Below are 18,430 nucleotides of genomic sequence, written 5' to 3'. Positions count from 1 at the left end.
AATGATAAACAACAATCGTAAAGATCCCTATATTAGGAGTATAGCTGGCTTATTTCGGTTCAGCCGCTCTACGCCGTTCTCAGAATCATACCGAATGTTTTGGTCTCTTGGGTTACAAGATTTAAAAAGAGTGCCACCATATCAAACTTGAAATTTGGTGATGGCTTAGCGAGAGCATCGGATTATTTTTCTTCGTTGGACTTATGGGCCTGGAGCCAGCTCCTCAAATCATTTAGGGCTGGTATCTCCCCATCCTGTTTACACTGTTCCAAATATCGATAAAAAATCGCTTTAGGAACCCAAGGGAAAGTGGGGCTGACCTCAACTTCTTGATATTGACGCTGAATAAGTTGAAAAATGCTGAGCGTTTTGCCATTGTAGCGCCAGAACTCTGGGACTCCCATCACTGCATAGAGGCTATTTTTATCAATATCTGTATGGGTGATATCAACCTCAATCACTAGATCAGGGGGAGGATCTTTTTCCAGATCAACGGTTCGTCCCCGTACTAACGCTTCATTTTGGATGTAGTAGCAGCGATCAGGTTCAGCTCCTTTGGCTAAATCCTGCCGACGAAGGGTCGTAGAGGCCATACTTTTGATGTTAAAACCACTTTCACTAGTCACAGCCTTGACAAAATCTCCAATAATGTCGCTGGGATTTTCATGGGCTTCCAAAGGAACCATAAATTCTAAAATTCCTTCGTCATAAGTGATGTGGGCAGCCCGATGTTCGCCAAACGCCTCCAAAATTTTCTCATAGGTCTCCCAACTCACGCTATGGAGGGTTAAACGCTGCTCAGCGGTAGGGGTGGGGATTACCCCATCAGTGGGTGGCAATTCAGTTTGAACCACAATCAAGCTCCTGATTGGTGGGATGTTTCGAGGATAAGCCGATGCAGGGAGTTTGTCAGCACGTCTTATCTCACGTTCCATAGCATCTTCAGACGCCCTCATCGATTACAACATAACACTCAGAAGATTTTCGAAGTCGACATTTAGGATGTCGATTTTGAGATAGTTGGTGTTTTCCTTTACCTCTCCAATCAAAAAGCCAGCTAGATCGATTTTGAAGCTGTACAATTTAAAGTACATGTACAGTTTTAGTTTCAAGCTATGGACACAATGACGTATACAGCGCTTCGCAAAAACTTGGCAAAAACGATGGATCAGGTCTGTGATGATCATGAGCCTGTGACAGTGACACGAAGCAATGCACGACCTATCGTTATTCTGTCGTTAGAAGACTATAAGGCTCTAGAGGAAACGGCTTATCTACTTCGAAGTCCTAAGAATCTCCAACGCTTGCTTGAATCAATTGCAGAGCTTGAATCAGGCAAAGGGATCGAAAAAGAGTTGATTGAATGAAGCTAGTTTTCTCTGAAAATGCCTGGGATGATTATTTGTACTGGCAACGTAAAAATCCCAAAATGTTGAAACGCATTAATAACCTAATCAAGGAGATTCAGCGTCAGCCGTTTGAAGGTGTTGGTAAGCCGGAACCCTTAAAGCACAACTTATCAGGCTATTGGTCTAGACGCATAACGGATGAACATCGAATCATTTACAAGGTTGACAATGACTTGCTAATGATTGCCCAACTTCGCTATCACTACTAAAGATTGACATCCATGCTCCAGACCGGCCCTAAGATCTTTGATATAGAAAGAGACAGGCTGGTCGGCAGGTCTCTCCATTCCCAATCTTTCTGAAAGCCGAGAATATTAATGTAGAAATCAATGCTTGCGTTCGGATTATTGACCTTGGGGATAGGGATAATGCTTGAAAATTTATGTTGAAGTAGTACGTAAACAACCTCAATAACTCTTCTTAGGATTTAGATAACAAAATCTGCATATTAATTGCAAATATGACACATTCAAAGTCAGGAAAAGCAGAAAACAGAAAACTTACCCGTTTCTAACGGATAACTTCAATCTTCGCCTGTTTCAGTATCTCTTTTTCTCCACTTATCTAGCTGAGTACAGCTCGGTTGTCCACAGAACATCTCTCTGGCCCAGTGTTCACAGTTGTATGATAGCTTGTTCCATACTCGTGTTTCTGTATTTCGAGACTTCTTAATTCTTTTCTCAACCTGGCTATAGGGAATAGTTTCAGGATGATGCTCCTTGACTATCCATTGTGGCTCATAGGATGTTTCATGAACGTATCCAAAACCTTTTTCTACAAGGCTATTTTGTGGTCTAATGGTTGATCCCGTAAAAAAATGAGCAACTCTGAAACCCTTTGCGCTTGGGATAACCACACCATAGTGATCGTAATTTCTATCTTTCTCATCTTTACAAGATATTGCTACTAAATCACCTACTTTAATCACTTTGCCATTCATGTCAGTAGTGTCTGGAACTTTATCAAGACGAGTGAGATAATCAGAAAGGGATAGTAGCTGTTTTTCAGTAGCTCTAAATGGAGATTCCACCCATTTAGGATTGCAATTTGGCACTAATTTAACAACTTCATCAAACTTCTCCTTTGCCCATTTCATATGCTTGACGAGAGTTCTTAGAGAGTAGATATGCTGCTCCTCATCTAGCTTATGAAATCTAGCATCAATATGTATATCCAAACATTTAGCAGCCCTCCTGCATACATCCAATATTTCTTTATCTCTGGTGTGTCGAACAATTTGGCTTAACTCATGACGGATAGTTCCGTTATGCAAATGTTTCTGAATCTCCGCTAAAAGATATAAAACTTTTGAAGGATTTGGACTTAAATATTGAGATTTTGACATTACCCTACCTTTTTTCTTCAGAGATCTGTTTATCTATCCCTATTCACCTTTCTTCGATTTATTTGATTTTTGCTTATGCTCCATTTCCTCGATTAGGGCTTCTGATATGATAGGAGCAACGGCGTCAACCACTTTTGAGGAGGTAACACCAACTTTAATGGCAGAAGAAATAGTTTTAGAATTTATAGAAGAAGACATATTTTTATATTTACCTTTTTTTAGAACAAACCATTTAGAAGCCTGAAGCTAGAGATATTAGGTAAAACCCATCAAGCATCCCTATGTAGCTAAATACATATCTAACTACTAGTATTCCCAGATCTAATGATTTTTTGACGCAATTTGGTATCAATTCCAGGATTATCCGAGAAGAAAGACATCCTAATTATCCCTAGACATTTTTTTACTAATTACAGTACTCTAAATAATTTATAAAGTTATCCTGAATCTGCCCCTAGAACTTGCATGAAGTAACCAGAGCGTACCTTAAACAGATTCTCGTCATTTACGTTTGCCAGATAAGTATTTTTTAGTCCTCAATAGCCTATAGGGGTTAGAAATGCTCCAACCATTTGGTCAATTTCTTTTGAGATCGCAAATAGTTCCATCTCTCGCCATCTCTTACCTATAATTTGGAGACCAATCGGCAAACCACGCTGAGTTTGCCCCACTGGAATCACTACAGCAGGATGGCCACTCAAATTGAAGGGGATGGTATAAGCGCCATTGGCAATGCTATGGGGATAAGATCGTCCGGCTACCTCAATCGCACTCCAGGCAGGACAATGGGGGAACGCAGGCGTGGCGGCAACAGGCATTAGCCAAGCATCCCACGGTTCCAAGGCTTGATCCATTTGAGCGGTAAACTGCTCTCGTTCGGTCAGCGTTTCGAAATAGCCCTTTAAGCTAGGGTTAAGCAATTCCGGTAAAAAGCGACTGAAATTCCCCAACTCTCGCAGAGGTTTCTCGCCTTGAGTGGCGGTGCGAAAAAGTAGTGTCAAACTACGGCGAATCGTATACCAATCTTTGGGTTGAGCATAGTTATTCACATAAGCGGCCATGCGGCCATAGAGGGTCCAGATGTGCGACAGATCAAACGCTGGAGGTCGCCACTGTTCCAGCGACATGCCAGCTTGCGTGATTTGTTGTGTGATCGCATGCATCATCCCTTTAATCTCTGGATCAACTGGAATTTCTGACCACTCATCTATCCAGGCCAGCTGCAACGCCTGCTTAGACTGAACGGGGGGCTGATCCAGGGGAATAGGCGGAACGTCCAGACGGCGAGGATCTGCCCCGGCAATCAGGGAGAAGCAGAGGCGAATATCTGCTAAGGAGCGGCCAAAACAGCCGATCGTCATCATTTGCCTTAGACAATAGGGCATCCCAGGGACTTCAGGAATGGCACCCGCCGTAGATATCCGGCGATCCGTCGGCTTTAACCCATAAACCCCACAAAAATGGGCAGGCTGACGAACTGACCCGGCAAAATCATTGCCAATGTCCAGGGCTGACAGTCCCGCCGCCACTGCTGCTGCACTCCCGCCTGAACTCCCCCCAGCCGTATAGTCCAGGTTCCAAGGATTATTCACCTGAGGGAAAAGGGAATTCGTACTTTGGTAATCTGCCGCCAGTTCGGCCAGATTGGTTTTGCCTAGTAGGATGGCCCCTGCCGCTCGCAGTCTAGACACAACGGTGGCATCTTGAGAGGGAACATAATCTTTGAGGGGAATATACCCTGCGGTGGTTCGCAACCCAGCCGTTTCAAAAATATCTTTGATCGTAATAGGAACCCCATGGAGTGGTCCCCAGTATTCACCGTTGGCGAGGGACTGATCGGCCTGTTTTGCTTGAGCGCGGGCACTTTCTTGATCCAGGGTGCAAATGGCATTCAGATGAGGGTTATGTCTAGCAATTTGAGCCAAATATGCTTCCACCATCTCAGTCGCCGAAACCGTGCCTTCACGAATCAATCGAGCCAATTGATGGGCAGGTAAGAAAACTAAGTCACGCATGGGGATAAGATCTCCGCACGGGTTGATACCGTCAATCCGATGGATATTTAGTTAACACTATTAACTAATTGTGATTATGGCAGATCTACAGCAACGATTGCTCAACGATTGTTACGGGCAAGATCGGGACACTCGCAGACACTGGTACTCACCTGCCGCAAAAGCATATCAGCAGGTCAGACCGCGATATCCCCAAGCCTTACTAGATCAGGTAATGGAGATTGCCCAGCTTTCATCGTCATCCAGGCTGTTAGAAATTGGTTGTGGACCTGCGATCGCAACCCCTGCCTTTGCCCAAATTGGCTGCTCCATTACGGGTATAGAGCCCAACCCAGACTTTTTTCGGTTAGCTCAACAGACTTGTCAGCCTTACACCAATGTGGCGCTACACCCTTGCTTATTTGAAGAATGGACGCCGGAACCAGAACCATTTGATGCGATACTGGCAGCCAGCTCGTTTCATTGGGTAACCCCCGACATCGGTTATCCCAAAGCGGCGGCAGCGTTACGGCCAAAGGGACATCTGATTTTGCTGTGGAATAAAGAACTTCAGCCCTCAGCCGACATCTTCTCCCAGCTTTCCCCCCTGTATAAACGATATGCTCCCACCCTCAACCGCGCCTACGAAAACCAGGCAACGCAAATCGCGATCCTGAAGGATTTAGGACAGATGGTCGTTGAGTCGGGTCACTTCAGGGCGCTTGAGGCTGGATGGCAAGTCGTTAACGTCAGCTATTCCATCGATCAGTACCTGCTGTTGCTCACTACCTATTCGCCCTATTTGAAACTAGAGGCTCAGCAACGACAGAACTTATTCCAGGGGTTGCGTCAGAGCTTAGAAAGCAGCGGTGATACGGTGGCGCTGTCCTACATTTCAGCCTTTCATATTGTCCAACCCTGTTAACACGTTATGGGACGACCGAAGAAAGAACATTCCCTGTCTCGCCAAGACGTGATTGCAGCAGCTATTGCCGGTATTGACCAAGACGGTGCAGCAGCCCTCGGGGTCAGTCGCGTGGCCCGTCGATTGGGCATTAAACCCCCGGCGATTTACAAGCATCTAGAGAATGGTGCCGCCTTACAGCGGGCTACCGCCATCACCCTCTGGGAACGATATCTGACCGAATGCCAACAGACGCTGGCTGATCGCCCCATAACAACGGATTTATTGAAGCAGCTCGGGCACTTTACCCGCAACTTTGCCAAAACCTACCCTGGTCGGTATCAAGTGATGATGCAAGTTCAACTGCAACCTCAGGATCCAGAACCCTCCGTGATCATCCACAAGCTTTTGGCCTTTCTGCGCCAAGCCCTTAGTGACTATACCCTTACGGACACTCAACTGATTGATGTGATGCGTATGGTGAATGCCGCAATTTATGGTTTTATTGCCATTGAACAAGCGGGATTGATGACGATAGAGCGCTCTCCAGACGAGAGTTATGAAGTGATGTTAGCGGGATTGCTAAGTGCGATCGCAACGATTTCTAAGAACAGTGAGTAAGCTCTCACCATTAGTCTTCACATAAAGGGGTACCATCACTCGATGCATCTGTGGCCGTTCCAATCCGCAAGCGATGTCCATCAGGATCTGCGATATTCATTTCTCTTATCCCCCAAGCAAAATTGGTGGGTACTTGTCGAATATTGATCGCCCTATCTTTATATATTTCGTACAGAGCATTGACATCATCAACAAAGATTGACATCCATACCCCAGGCGAACCCTGAGCCCCTTGACATAGAAAGAGACGAACACTGTCTCTCGATACTGAAACGATAAATATAAGGGGCCTCTACCGCAGTGGAATGACCGTAAGAAGGAATCAGGTGTAAGTCAATCGCTAATTAGTGACGATGGTTGAATACTTTGGATGGCAATTGGCAGTGCAGTACCGCGTATAGTTATGTTGCGGCAGGCCGTCGAGAGAGCAGCCCCCACCCTAAGCTTATCAATCCCAGACCGAAGATAACAGCTCCGGCTTTTGCAAAGAAGATCAAGCCAAAACCACTGAGTCCCACACCAAAAATAAGCGCTCCCACAATCGTCAATCTTCCAACCCAAGCTGGAATGCAACGAGTGCGATACAGTTCAAAGCTCAAAATTATGTAGCCGAGAATGGTCAATAGTCCAACAGCTGGCAACGCGAAGGCAGCCGAAGGCATAGTGTTGCCTGCACCATACTTTTCAAGCACAGCAGGAAAGTCTATCACCAGTGTTGGAAAAATAAACGTTTCTGCATAGTCCAGCCCACCAGTCAAAAATAAACCAACAACACCAAGGCAAGCACCAAAAACGCCAAGAGCACTGCTAGTGGGGTTGCCTAAATATCGAGCCAATGCTGAGAAAACACTAAATATCCCACAGAGCAGAGATAGTAAAAAGGCACCATGAATCATGACCCAGAAAGGACTCGACACGACCTCAAGGGTGAAGGGTTTTTCAGGATGTAGTCCATAAGAAAATATCAACAGGAGTCCCGCAGGTATGAATAGAAAATTACCCAGATTAATAAAAGCGGGTTCCTTCTTAACCTGATTAATGGGAGTGATAGGAGTTTGAGTGTCAAAGGTCATCGGAGGTATTCCTTTTGGAGAATTGAGGCATCATCATTAACTAGAAAAATTTAGCTAGCGTTCTCAGGGGAAAATAAATCAAATAGATAAAAATTTTTGCAAGCCAGGATTATACGTTGATGTGAGTTTATCCATCAAAGAACCTATTTTTAAATCAAAAAATATTCTATTTTTGCAGTTTAATTAACAGCACTATGCAAGTAAATAGTATTAGCCAGCAAATTACATTTTATAACTCTTCTCTTATAAAAAAACATTCTTAATATTAGCTTTTTAAACGTGCCAGCAAAAAAAATATCTCAACCTTTTGCAGAAAATAAAATCCTTAGCTATGTCCATAACACTAAGGAATTCAATAGTTTCATCAATTTATGCTCTTTAAGTTATAGCTCTTGCTATATAGAGATTTTAAGCTAGTTATATCTAAAATTTCCTGAGGTATGCTTAAGGTGACAGATATTTTTCTTTAATTCATTTCCTGAAGATATTTCAGGTAGATGATCTAAGCTAGGCTTCTTCAATATTTAGCTAGAGGATAATAGACCTATTTGGAGCATGATTAAAAACAGGTAAAAACGTTAATATACCGTCTTTTAAACAACACTCTTTAGGCAGAAATTTATATCAGTGTTTGGAAGGGGGGAAGTCCGATTCTACTGTTCGAGCCACTTTTGTTACCTTCGGAAAAAGTAGCTGTATTCAGCAGACATCCATAAACAAAAGTCAGCTTCATCCAGAAAATATAAGTCAATCCTTCCGGAAGTAGCAGCCCATCGCAACATTTCTAGATCGACTTGATGGATAGCGCCACTTTTTGCGAGCATTTCTCTGAGATACCCCGAACTTAAGGTGACTTGGCATTCATCGGCAAGCCTTTGAGCAATCACACATCGGGGTTCACTCAAGCGCAACTCACCGGATGATAAATCCATCCGGTGATAGAGGTAGCAATGCCTCGAACGATATAAATGGCTAAGCGGGTACGGCTAACAGTTGATCTGCTTGCTTAACGGTTTCGAAGAAAAAGGCGGCATTTTCCTCTGGCGTGGTGGGCAGAATGCCATGACCGAGGTTCATAATGTGACCTTTGTTGCCGGCCTTGCGAATCGTGTCTAGGATGCGATCGCGAATAAAATCCTTCGACCCAAACAGCACACCCGGATCCATATTCCCCTGCACGTTCATATTTGGCCCTAAACGCTTGCGGGCATCGGCCATATCGACCGTCCAATCCACACTGATAATATCGGCACCAGACTGGGCCATCCGCTCTAGCAAGCCAGCACTACCGCTCGCCAAAAGAATCAGTGGCGTATCTGGATGGCTTTCCTTTACCTGACGAAAGACTCGCTGCTGGTAAGGAAGGGCAAAGGCTTCAAAGTCGATGGGACTGAGTTGACCCGCCCAAGAGTCGAACATTTGCACCACCTGAGCACCGCAATCAATTTGGTAGCGCATATAGGTTGCGATCGCATCGGCGATCTTCTCCAAAAAGGCATGCAGAATAGACGGATCATCAAAGGCCATGCCCTTAATAATGGAGTAATGCTTAGAGCCTTTCCCCTCAATGGCGTAGGCGGCTAAGGTCCAGGGAGCACCCACAAACCCTAACACCGTCGATTGATTACCCACTTCTTGGCGCAGGGCCGTTAAAATTTGGCGAATAAACGGTAGGGACTCCTCCGGTTCCAAAGCATGGAGATCATTGACCTGTTCCAGAGTTCGAATCGGCTCTTCAATAATCGGTCCCTTACCTTCGGCAATATCCATCTTGATGCCAATGCCCGGTAATGGGGTGACGATATCTGAGAAGAGAATCACACCGTCCGGCTGAAAAGCACGCCAGGGCTGTAGGGAAATCTCAATTGCCACTTCAGGAATCTCGGAGCGCTCTCGAAAAGAAGGATACTTTTCCCGTAAATCTCGATAGGCCTTCATATATCGACCCGCCTGTCGCATCATCCATACCGGGGGGCGATCCAGCACTTCCCCACGGGCAGCCCGCAAAAGACGTGGGACATCTTGGGTAGATCCAGCCATCTGTACGTTTTACTCCTAACTTGGTCAAAGATAAGGGGGCGAATTACATCCACCACTCAATCCGAAAGCAGTGCATACCGTTTCAACCTGCTTGCTGGATCTAGTTTAGGATTAATTGGCTACATTTTTGGATTTGAGTGGCGGTAACCAAAAAAGTCAACCCGGTAATCCGAAATGGTTACACCCACCTGCGCTTCAATTTGAGCAATCAGTTCCGATGGTAATTCAACCTGAATGTCAATGATTTGATCGGTGTCTAAGCAATTCATGTGACTGTGGGAATGGCTTAAATTGCCGTATAAGCGCCCATCCGATCGCTCCACACATTCAATAATCCCCTGTTGAGAGAGCGCCTCCAAATTCTGGTAAACCGAGGTATGGCCAATGTCTTTCCCCGCCTGATTGAGCCGATCATAGATTTGTCGGGCCGATAGATGTTCTTCCACTTGCCAAAGCAGCTCCAAAATAGATCGCCGTTGCCGACTTAGACGCATGCCCAAGGATTGGCATTGGTCAATGGCATCTTCTAAGGAAGTGATTGGTTTGGCGGTGGTCTCAGGCTCAACATCAGACACGCGTTACACCCCAACACTAAACAACGATTTCGAGCTTTAATGGGTCAAGGAAAACCTAATTTGAATTCAAATCGTTAAGACAGAGTTGAATATCATCTACGTTTGACAACCCGTCATACTCAACCTCAGCTCAATAGCGCAAGCAGGACTGAGCTGCATTGCTATTCTCTACCTATCATACCTAAACCCGAACCGATTCCGCTTTATTGCCGTTCCCGCCCTTCCAAGTTGCTCCCGATTATGACTGAAACAATTGTCCTCAACGCCTCCCATATTGACCGCTTAGACTTATCCCCCATTCGTCCCCTCTTGGAGACTTGGCTTGCCGATGATATTTTGGCCCATGAGCAAGCACTCACCTTTCAAATCGACTATCCCCAACCCCCTGTTGCCCAACAAGAATGGTCTGAGATCCCAGAAGTGCGCTTGTGGTTTATTCGCCTAGACAGTCTCTATCCTTGGTTACCATTACTGCTGGATTGGCGATCGGGAGAACTGGTCCGCTATGTTGCCATGCTGGTGCCCCACCAATTCAGTGAACGAGAAGGCATTCTCTTCAATCCCCAAGCCTTGGATATTTTGATCATGCACAAGGTCTTTGTGATCACCCGCTGGCTGCGCGCCTTGGGGAATAACAGTAATGTCAAAGTGATCCAGATGGCGGAAATGTTTGGCTATGAGCTAGACAACAGTATTTTTGACCTGATTCAAGCACATCCTGACTAAAAGATAGTCCTATCTAGCACAAACTCATTTGCTATATTTTAGGCATCAATATCTATCGCGAGCACGCCTTCGGAACACATCGGTGGGGTATATAGTTGGTGGATGAGAAACAGAGTGACGAGACAGTCCTTGAACCCGTTGCAAAGGTAATAGAGTACGCAATCAATCATCTATCAGAAAAAGAGTTAATTGGGCTCAATCGAAGAATACGGCTCTTTCGAGTTTGTATGAGTATCCTTTTTGCCTCGACTGTGATGATTTACTCAACCCTCTATGGTGAATCTGACTCATCTATCACGGATAATATTATTTATATCAGCACATCTAGCGAGACAAGCTGGCATCTTTACCAAATATTCGTTCTTTTTGCTGTATTAATGCCTATATCTATCATTTACTTTTTATCACGGGCTATTTCTTCTATCAGTTTGTCAACAACAATCAGTCGCAAAGTTCAAGCTGAGGTTTATCCGTTTTGGGTGGAATTCTTAATCGTTTTACTACCGTTCACTCTTACTTGTGTTTTTTGGGCAACCTTTGGCTTCGACATCCGCTAGTGCTTCCATGTGCTGATACAGTTCACAGATATGAGGTTAAACGGTTATGAAAAGAACTTTGTTGGGGAAAAAATTACTTCCACAAAATCAATAAGGTAAAGATAGTTGGTAGATGAGAAAAAAAGTGACGATACAGCTCTTGAGCCAGTTGCCAATACGATAGAGTGCGCAATCAATTATCTATCAAAGAAAGAGTTAATTGAGCTGAATCGAAGAATACGGCTCTTTCGAGTTTGTATCAGTATCCTTTATGCCTCGATTTCTCTGCTTACAGCCCTTTACCATAAACCTGGCTCATACACTGAGTATGTTATTCATATCAGCGCATCTAGCGAAATTCCCTGGCATATCTTTCAAAAATTAGTGCTTTTTACAGTTTTAGTGCCTCTAGCTATAATTTACTGGTTATCGTTGGGCATTACCTTTGGCAATGTCGTAACAACAATCAGTCGCAAAGCTGAAACAAGGATCTATCCAGGTTGGGTGGAGATATTAGTCATTTTCTTACCTATGCTTCTCACGATTACGTTTTTGGGAGGCTTTGGCTTCGACATCCTCTAGCGATTCCATGACCCTAGGGAATTTAATTTACACTCACTGCTAGAGAACTTTGAGCCAATTACTGAATTAGCAGGATGGGGTTGAAGGACTTTATGATAAGAAGATCTAGACGGATCTCCAGGGGGCGATCTCAGATTGTATGGAGTCCGTTCGGTATAGATGAGTCCCTTTGGAAATACTATTAAAGTACTTACGCCCCTGCTTGAGTTTATATGTACGACGATATCCCAGAAGCCAATCGGCAGAGAGTTCCTGCCACTTCACCCGCTCGCTCCAACTCCACCCTTCTGATCGGCATCGGCGGTGGAATCGGACTTTTAGCGCTGGTCTCTGGCGCCTTGTTGGCCATGGGCGTTTTTAAGACCCAGCCGTCCCAAAGCAAAGCCGAAACTGAGGCATTGCCGAATAACACCTCTGCGGACGCGTCCAATACCGATACTCAAGCTTCACCGGATACCACCCTAGGACATTTTGCCTACAAAGTGGCTCCTGAGACTGAGTTGCAATCGATTACTGCAGATGGCCGAATTCGACTCCGAAATGCTGCGGCTCAAGCCTACCAAAAAATGTCTAAGGCAGCCGAGCAGGATGGCATCCAATTATTGCCACTGTCTGGATTCCGCACGGTAGATGATCAAAATCATTTGTTCTTTAAGGTGAAGGAAGAGCGGGCTCAAGGGGCACAGCAGCGGGCCAAAGTCAGTGCGCCTCCTGGACGGAGCGAACATCACACGGGCTATGCCATGGATATCGGCGATGCCACTCAATCAGCGACCCATTTGAGTGTGGACTTTGAGCAGACTCGGGCCTTCAAGTGGCTGCAAAAAAATGCACCCCGCTATAGCTTTGAGTTATCCTTCCCAAAAGGGAACGTCCAAGGGGTGAGTTATGAACCCTGGCATTGGCGCTATGTCGGTGACAGCGACAGCTTGGAGACGTTCTACAATGCCCGCAACTTGAAATCCTAATCCTGATGAATCAAACCCCTCTCAATGCGATCGCACTTTTCGTTGCCCTGCTTAGCGGTTCGATTCTGGTGGGTCCCATACTAAACATCGCCCCAGAAATTCCCTTTGCCTTAGCCGCTATGATTCTGGCGTTAGTGGTGGCTGACACCTTTGGGTTTCAAGGCAAAGGCATGACGCTGTTCTTAGATGGGTTTGCCCGGTTGTCTCCCCAATATCGCCAGCGGGTGATTCACCATGAAGCCGGACATTTTTTAACCGCTTATTTACTGGACCTGCCGATTACGGGCTATACCCTAACAGCCTGGGAAGCGCTGCAACAGGGGGGCGGACAAGGGGGCGTTTGTATTGAAACCCCGGTCGATTTTTCTGAGACGAGTGCTGCAGAACAGGTCGAACGCTATTGCACGGTTTGGATGGCGGGGGGCGTTGCTGAAACGTTTATCTACTCAGAAGCAGAAGGCGGCAAAGACGATCTGCGGCAACTTCGACGCACTCTAAACCGACTCCATATGAATGTAAAAATTCATGAGCGCCAAGCAGGGAACCGGGCTCGACTGATGATTCGCTCCAATTGGGATGCTTACGAAGCCCTAGTTCAGGCCATGACTGACCGCAAGTCGGTGGCGGAATGCTGCCAAATTCTGGAGCAGCACTCCGCGGTTGCAGCCTAATGTCTAGGCCATCGGCCCGTGTTGAAGCGGTTCAGGCTCCCATTATTCCCATTATTGGCGATCTGATTCGCCAGCATCCTGGCACCCTATCCCTCGGCCAGGGAGTGGTGTCCTATGGTCCTCCCCCAGAAGCCTTAGCGCAGGTGGCGACCTTCCACCAAAATCCAGGGGTACATCTCTATCAGTCAGTGCAGGGGATTCCGTCGTTGGTGGATGCGATCGCACAAAAGCTAGAAGCCGAAAATCAATTGCCCTTAGCCAGCCAGGACCAAATTATGGTGACGGCGGGGGGCAATATGGCGTTTATGAATGCCGTCCTCGCCATCCTTGATCCAGGGGATGAGGTCATTCTGCAAACTCCCTACTATTTCAACCATGAGATGGCAATTCGGCTGGCCAATGGTCGGCCTGTCTGTGTCCCCACCGATCAGCAGTATCAACTCCAGCTCGATCAAATAGAAGCGGCGATTACGGAGCGGACGCGAGCCATCGTCACGGTTTCTCCCAATAATCCATCGGGAGCGGTGTATTCGGCGGACGATTTGCAGGCGGTCAATCAATTATGTGTGGAACATGACCTGTATCACATTAGTGATGAAACCTATGAGTATTTCACCTATGACGGGGTAGAGCATATTTCCCCGGGGCATTTTGACACCCAACAAACCCATACGATTTCTATATTTACCCTCTCGAAGGCCTATGGATTTGCCAGTTGGCGAATCGGCTATATGGTGATTCCTTCACATCTGCAAGAGTCACTTCAGAAAATTCAGGATACGTTGCTGATTTGCCCACCAGTGGTGTCTCAGTATGCAGCAGTTGGTGCATTGCAAGTGGGGAGAAGGTATTGTCATCAGCATTTGGCGACCCTGACAGACAAACGAAATCTGGTACAGGAGGCACTTCTGCCGCTTGAGAAGGTGTTTGCACCTACCAGTTCGGGAGCGTTTTATGTATTGATCAAGGTGGATTCTGACTTACCCGATCGAGTTTTGGTAGAGCAGTTGATTCGGGAATATGGGGTGGCGGTTATTCCAGGTAGCGCCTTTGGGATGGAGTCGGGTTGTTATCTGCGGATTGCTTATGGCGCTTTGGATAAAGCGACCCTGACTGAAGGATTGAACCGATTGGTCAAGGGGTTGAGTGGAATCGGCGCCAATTAAAACCTAATGCTCTGAAACGTTGCAATAGCCACTGTCAAACGGATGGGTTAGAAGGCAATACTCGCTAAGATAGAAACACCTTCAGCAGCTTGCAAATCATCCTATGAATTCCACTCACCTACTCACTCGCATTACCCAAGTATCGGGTCAGTGTGGGGGGCGTCCTTGCATCAGAGGAATGCGGATTAGAGTCTCCGACATATTGGAAATGTTGGCAGAGAATGTCACAACTGCTGAAATTTTGGAAGACTTTCCTGATTTGGAGATGGCAGATATCCAAGCCTGTTTACTGTTTGCAGCACGACGGACTGACGTTCCCCAACTAACCGCATGAAGATTTGGGTAGATGCTCAACTTCCACCCTCTTTAGCTGAGTGGTTGTCAGCGACCTTTGACGATGTAGAAGCTGCAGCTCTGCGAGATTTATCCCTAAGAGATGCTCAAGATATTGAAATTTTTGAAGCAGCACGGGCTAAAAATGCAGTAATTATGACGAAGGATAGCGATTTTATTGATTTAGTCGATCGCTTGGGAACACCTCCTCAAGTCATATGGTTAACCTGTGGAAATGTCACAAATCGAAGTTTACGACAATTGCTAACGGCTGCTTTACCAAATGCTTTAGAACAGCTACAAAAAGGGGAAAATATCGTAGAAATCAGTAAAATATCCGAGGTTACTTGGGACGGCTGAATTTCAAGGTAATTCCGCCCGTATTCCCCAGCTTACCGCCATTACCCACTAGACTCAGCTGTCCTTCCGCATTGATTTCAACTTTCAGCTCCACTTCCTCCAGCTGCATCTGCGTTTGAATTTCTGATTGGATAAATTGCTCATCCACCACCTGCATCATGTTATTCATCTGTTTCCTGAGCAAGGCCACATCTACTGGTACTCGCTTACGGGTAATCGACAATAGTTTTTCTGTTGCCCTGTCTACCCCATCACGAAAGGTCGGTCCGGTATAACCAGAATCACGACTGCCAGGTTCCACAGCCGCTTCAGCTTCTGCGACCACCCAGAGTTCAATTGTGTCAGACATATTCTTGACCACTCGCTTAACCGTCAGAGACGACATTTCTTCCAGTTTGAACCCATAACCAAACGCACAACCACCGGAGAATTTTGGGGCATTTTTTAGGATAACCCCTCCCACACTGCCAATCATCGACCACCCTTCAACATCAGCACCTGGCACTCCCATCCTTTGCAGGAATTCCAGAACCAATTCGCTGATATGAATTTTATTTCTTAGTAAGAGTCAATGCTCCCTTCGCTAATCTGACCTTCGTTAAATTGTTTATTCAGAACCATAGGGCCAACATCATCCCCAGTGAAGCTTTTGGCAAGGCAGCCAATCCACATAGCCTACGACATTTTAGTAGAAAAGCGCTATATCAGCTCATTTAGGGGATTGAAGGAGAATTAGGCCAGAACTATACCCAATAAATCTGTTCTTCAGGGAATATAGCTATCTCTTACTTAGAAAATATTCGTCAAAGCTTAAAGCTAGACCAATATAAAAAATAGCAGAAGAATTTAGCTATTTTATTCCAGAAAATATTATAAAAGAGCGCATTTTTCTCATCTCACACACAGAATTTTGCAAATATTTTCAATAAGGGAATAATATCCTATCCCAATATTTGTATTTAAAGCTACAACGCGGCTATCTCCCTAAACTCTACAGTTACTGGCATCTTTAAGATGTCTGTTCCCCAATCATGCCTGATGAAACAATCCTTTGCTGGGCAAGAAAATTCTCCTTCATAGCTTCAATCATCAACACGAGCCTCCTCCACACTAAAAATCTTATATATTTTAGTTTTTTGCCACAAAAAACATCTATTTCGTGTTTTTGTGGTAGAAGATCATGTCATAAATCGAGTTGTCAGCAACCGTGCTCAGCGCTGTTGAGTCCCTTCAGAAATCGATTTTCCTATCCCGCTCGCACTAGGAACAGCACGCTTTTCCTCCCCCGTAGATGCTTTTCAAAGGGAATTCTCAGTGCCGCAGTCATTACTGGACTATCGTTAGGAAGCGGATTCAATCTGACTCAACCCGGTGCTCACATCCCTACACCGCTCCCCGTAGGAGGTGTTTTGCCCAAATCGACAACTACATTGCTCGATATATTGCTGAACCAGATCGGGCGTAAGCAATGGTTCGATAATCGAGGTGGCTCTCATCCGCTTTCTAATTTCCCCAGTTCTGCCTTGCAGGGGTTTTGCCATCCGCTCAAAGGGAAGGGCTTCTTAAGTCAAGGACCCCGAGGTATCACTCACAGAGGGCGCATGGAATATGCCTATGACTTTGGTGTGCCCATCGGTATGCCCGTCTATGCCATGCAGAGTGGCAAAGTCATTGGTCTTCGCGATGCTTACCCTGACAAAGGGGGTAAAAAGCAGAATGCCGATAAGTTCAACTTTATTTGGCTAGAACACGACAATGGGGTTCGATCGGCTTATATCCATTTGCAGCAGAATTTTAGGCGGAGAATCCCGCTGAGGGTAAATGATCGAGTGAAAGCAGGACAGCTGATTGGTTATAGCGGTAATTCTGGCTGGAGTACAGCCCCACACTTACATGTCGAAGTTCATAGCAGTAGTGGTTCTGCCTTCGGTCAAACTCTACCCTTTGTGATCGCCGCTAAATGTGATTCAAAATCGATTGCTAAGGCTGATTAATTTTAAGAGTCTGATTGATAAACCGTTGGCCTGATTTGAGGTTTAGGCTGAGGCTGTAAGCTGCGCAAGTATAAACGACCAACGGTCAACACAAAGATGCCATAGGACAGAGCTTGAACCAGATAAATATGATCGCGATAGCCAAAGAGCGCTTTAAGGATCAGGCCTGGAAATTGATGATCAGATAAGAAGTGGCTAGTGTCCCACAGTTGTGGCCCCAAGAGACAAGAGTCTTGGGCAAAACACAAACGAGTAGGAGTTGTTGCGATGTGCTCCCAGGCCAAAACTGCAGCATCCATATTTTTGCAAACGGATACCACCAATCCAGAGACAATCAGCAGCAAGAAAATCCCCATCACCTGAAAGAAGCGGCGGATATTGATTTTGACGCCAAACTTAAAGAGACCAAACCCGATACCTGTGGCTGCGAGTAAGCCTGCGATCGCACCCACACTCCCGGCAGCGCCCTGCTGGAGATTCGTGAAAATAAACAGAACCGTCTCAAACCCTTCTCGTAAGACCGCAATCAACACCAACGTAAACACTCCCCACCCCACAGAACGTCCCTCTTTTTGTAAGGTGGCGATTAAAGACCCTTCTATTTCAGTCTTCAGAGAACGGGCCTGTTGGGTCATCCAGATCAGCATCCAGCTCAACATACCAATGGCCGTCAAGCACAGTCCACTCTTAAGTAGGGGTTCAAGGACAGGGGCAAAGTCGGCATGAGTGAGAGTCAGCCGATTGAGCGTCCAATTGAGGGAAACACCAATTAAGGCACTGCCCAACAAGCCAGCCAGAATCCCCAGATAAACCCAAGGATTGAGATAACTTCGCTGAGATTTCTGTAAACAGGCAAGGACAATGCCAACGACAAGGGCTGCTTCTACCCCTTCTCGTAGAGTGATCACAAAGGTGGGCAAGGCTGCTGAAAAATCCATAACCATCAGTAGATAAGCAAGAACTTTATTGAGAAATAATCTTAATAAACTTTAGTGTATCAAACAGTTCAACGAACTGTTCATTCAATCATCGGCAGGACACGCTATCAGTCCCTGGAACAGGCACATCCCAACCATTGCGGGAATAGCCCCACAACTGGCCTGCAAGTCGTCCAGGGTTCAACGAAGTGGGTT

At 45.8% G+C, this 18,430-nt stretch carries 23 protein-coding genes; 12 read left to right on the top strand and 11 right to left on the bottom strand.

Annotated features, from left to right (window positions below):
• Nucleotides 1-182 precede the first annotated feature (182 nt).
• Complete coding sequence (locus Q0986_RS11005) at nucleotides 183-854, bottom strand: Uma2 family endonuclease (protein ID WP_299409833.1); 672 nt, start codon at nucleotides 852-854, stop codon at nucleotides 183-185.
• 261 nt (nucleotides 855-1,115) lie between these two features.
• Here Q0986_RS11005 and Q0986_RS11000 point away from each other — a divergent pair, with 261 nt between their 5' ends.
• On the top strand, nucleotides 1,116-1,367 hold the full coding sequence (locus tag Q0986_RS11000; RefSeq protein ID WP_366918565.1) for a type II toxin-antitoxin system prevent-host-death family antitoxin: 252 nt from the start codon (nucleotides 1,116-1,118) through the stop codon (nucleotides 1,365-1,367).
• Nucleotides 1,364-1,618, top strand: a complete 255-nt coding sequence (locus tag Q0986_RS10995; RefSeq protein ID WP_299409830.1) for a Txe/YoeB family addiction module toxin — start codon at nucleotides 1,364-1,366, stop codon at nucleotides 1,616-1,618. Before Q0986_RS11000 ends, Q0986_RS10995 begins: the two co-directional genes overlap by 4 nt.
• A gap of 314 nt (nucleotides 1,619-1,932) precedes the next feature.
• On the opposite strand, the gene Q0986_RS10990 is transcribed toward Q0986_RS10995, so the two are convergent.
• The 3 genes from Q0986_RS10990 to Q0986_RS10980 all read right to left on the bottom strand — a co-directional run bounded on the left by Q0986_RS10990 (nucleotide 1,933) and on the right by Q0986_RS10980 (nucleotide 4,769).
• A complete protein-coding gene (locus Q0986_RS10990; RefSeq protein WP_299409826.1) occupies nucleotides 1,933-2,754 on the bottom strand; it encodes a hypothetical protein in 822 nt (273 codons plus the stop codon).
• Nucleotides 2,755-2,793: 39 nt separating this feature from the next.
• A complete protein-coding gene (locus tag Q0986_RS10985; RefSeq protein WP_299409822.1) occupies nucleotides 2,794-2,952 on the bottom strand; it encodes a hypothetical protein in 159 nt (52 codons plus the stop codon).
• 338 nt (nucleotides 2,953-3,290) lie between these two features.
• Nucleotides 3,291-4,769: an amidase gene (locus Q0986_RS10980; protein WP_299409818.1), complete on the bottom strand. Its 1,479-nt coding sequence runs from the start codon at nucleotides 4,767-4,769 to the stop codon at nucleotides 3,291-3,293.
• A 76-nt stretch (nucleotides 4,770-4,845) separates the two neighbouring features.
• On the opposite strand from Q0986_RS10980, the gene Q0986_RS10975 reads away from it, so the two are divergent.
• Together Q0986_RS10975 and Q0986_RS10970 are read left to right on the top strand one after the other, a co-directional pair.
• Nucleotides 4,846-5,673 (top strand): class I SAM-dependent methyltransferase, encoded by an 828-nt coding sequence (locus tag Q0986_RS10975; RefSeq protein ID WP_299409813.1) that lies wholly within the window; start codon nucleotides 4,846-4,848, stop codon nucleotides 5,671-5,673.
• A 6-nt stretch (nucleotides 5,674-5,679) separates the two neighbouring features.
• The gene (locus Q0986_RS10970; protein WP_299409809.1) at nucleotides 5,680-6,273 is read left to right on the top strand and encodes a TetR/AcrR family transcriptional regulator; all 594 of its coding nucleotides are present in this window, start codon (nucleotides 5,680-5,682) and stop codon (nucleotides 6,271-6,273) included.
• A gap of 10 nt (nucleotides 6,274-6,283) precedes the next feature.
• On the opposite strand, the gene Q0986_RS10965 is transcribed toward Q0986_RS10970, so the two are convergent.
• From Q0986_RS10965 to Q0986_RS10945, 5 genes are all read right to left on the bottom strand, one after another.
• The gene (locus tag Q0986_RS10965; protein ID WP_299409805.1) at nucleotides 6,284-6,478 is read right to left on the bottom strand and encodes a VOC family protein; all 195 of its coding nucleotides are present in this window, start codon (nucleotides 6,476-6,478) and stop codon (nucleotides 6,284-6,286) included.
• A 196-nt stretch (nucleotides 6,479-6,674) separates the two neighbouring features.
• A complete protein-coding gene (locus Q0986_RS10960) occupies nucleotides 6,675-7,346 on the bottom strand; it encodes a hypothetical protein (RefSeq protein WP_299409800.1) in 672 nt (223 codons plus the stop codon).
• 674 nt (nucleotides 7,347-8,020) lie between these two features.
• Complete coding sequence (locus Q0986_RS10955; protein WP_299409795.1) at nucleotides 8,021-8,278, bottom strand: hypothetical protein; 258 nt, start codon at nucleotides 8,276-8,278, stop codon at nucleotides 8,021-8,023.
• A gap of 40 nt (nucleotides 8,279-8,318) precedes the next feature.
• Nucleotides 8,319-9,386: a uroporphyrinogen decarboxylase gene (hemE, locus tag Q0986_RS10950; protein WP_299409790.1), complete on the bottom strand. Its 1,068-nt coding sequence runs from the start codon at nucleotides 9,384-9,386 to the stop codon at nucleotides 8,319-8,321.
• Nucleotides 9,387-9,505: 119 nt separating this feature from the next.
• Nucleotides 9,506-9,961, bottom strand: a complete 456-nt coding sequence (locus tag Q0986_RS10945) for a Fur family transcriptional regulator (RefSeq protein ID WP_299409786.1) — start codon at nucleotides 9,959-9,961, stop codon at nucleotides 9,506-9,508.
• A gap of 240 nt (nucleotides 9,962-10,201) precedes the next feature.
• On the opposite strand from Q0986_RS10945, the gene Q0986_RS10940 reads away from it, so the two are divergent.
• From Q0986_RS10940 to Q0986_RS10910, 7 genes are all read left to right on the top strand, one after another.
• On the top strand, nucleotides 10,202-10,687 hold the full coding sequence (locus Q0986_RS10940; RefSeq protein WP_299409781.1) for a CRR6 family NdhI maturation factor: 486 nt from the start codon (nucleotides 10,202-10,204) through the stop codon (nucleotides 10,685-10,687).
• A 98-nt stretch (nucleotides 10,688-10,785) separates the two neighbouring features.
• Nucleotides 10,786-11,244, top strand: coding sequence for a hypothetical protein (locus Q0986_RS10935; protein WP_299409776.1), 459 nt, complete (start codon nucleotides 10,786-10,788; stop codon nucleotides 11,242-11,244).
• 773 nt (nucleotides 11,245-12,017) lie between these two features.
• Entirely contained in the window at nucleotides 12,018-12,773 is a 756-nt protein-coding gene (locus tag Q0986_RS10930) for a M15 family metallopeptidase (RefSeq protein WP_299409771.1), read from the top strand.
• Nucleotides 12,774-12,778: 5 nt separating this feature from the next.
• A complete protein-coding gene (locus tag Q0986_RS10925) occupies nucleotides 12,779-13,444 on the top strand; it encodes a hypothetical protein (protein ID WP_299409766.1) in 666 nt (221 codons plus the stop codon).
• Complete coding sequence (locus tag Q0986_RS10920; protein WP_299409761.1) at nucleotides 13,444-14,610, top strand: pyridoxal phosphate-dependent aminotransferase; 1,167 nt, start codon at nucleotides 13,444-13,446, stop codon at nucleotides 14,608-14,610. The genes Q0986_RS10925 and Q0986_RS10920 overlap by 1 nt, the downstream gene beginning before the upstream one ends.
• A gap of 103 nt (nucleotides 14,611-14,713) precedes the next feature.
• On the top strand, nucleotides 14,714-14,944 hold the full coding sequence (locus tag Q0986_RS10915) for a DUF433 domain-containing protein (protein ID WP_299409757.1): 231 nt from the start codon (nucleotides 14,714-14,716) through the stop codon (nucleotides 14,942-14,944).
• Entirely contained in the window at nucleotides 14,941-15,303 is a 363-nt protein-coding gene (locus Q0986_RS10910; RefSeq protein ID WP_299409753.1) for a DUF5615 family PIN-like protein, read from the top strand. Before Q0986_RS10915 ends, Q0986_RS10910 begins: the two co-directional genes overlap by 4 nt.
• Here Q0986_RS10910 and Q0986_RS10905 read toward each other — a convergent pair.
• Nucleotides 15,287-15,808, bottom strand: coding sequence for a hypothetical protein (locus tag Q0986_RS10905; RefSeq protein ID WP_299409748.1), 522 nt, complete (start codon nucleotides 15,806-15,808; stop codon nucleotides 15,287-15,289). The two genes, Q0986_RS10910 and Q0986_RS10905, sit on opposite strands and share 17 nt — an antisense overlap.
• Nucleotides 15,809-16,712: 904 nt before the next feature.
• On the opposite strand from Q0986_RS10905, the gene Q0986_RS10900 reads away from it, so the two are divergent.
• Nucleotides 16,713-17,297: a M23 family metallopeptidase gene (locus Q0986_RS10900; protein WP_366918564.1), complete on the top strand. Its 585-nt coding sequence runs from the start codon at nucleotides 16,713-16,715 to the stop codon at nucleotides 17,295-17,297.
• A gap of 2 nt (nucleotides 17,298-17,299) precedes the next feature.
• On the opposite strand, the gene Q0986_RS10895 is transcribed toward Q0986_RS10900, so the two are convergent.
• Nucleotides 17,300-18,235: an FTR1 family protein gene (locus Q0986_RS10895; RefSeq protein WP_299409744.1), complete on the bottom strand. Its 936-nt coding sequence runs from the start codon at nucleotides 18,233-18,235 to the stop codon at nucleotides 17,300-17,302.
• Between the last annotated feature and the right edge of the window lie 195 nt (nucleotides 18,236-18,430).

Source organism: Acaryochloris sp. IP29b_bin.148, assembly GCF_028285565.1.
Lineage (GTDB): Bacteria > Cyanobacteriota > Cyanobacteriia > Thermosynechococcales > Thermosynechococcaceae > Acaryochloris.
Note: the sequence above shows the minus strand (reverse complement) of the source record. Positions and strands in the feature narration are given on the sequence as shown.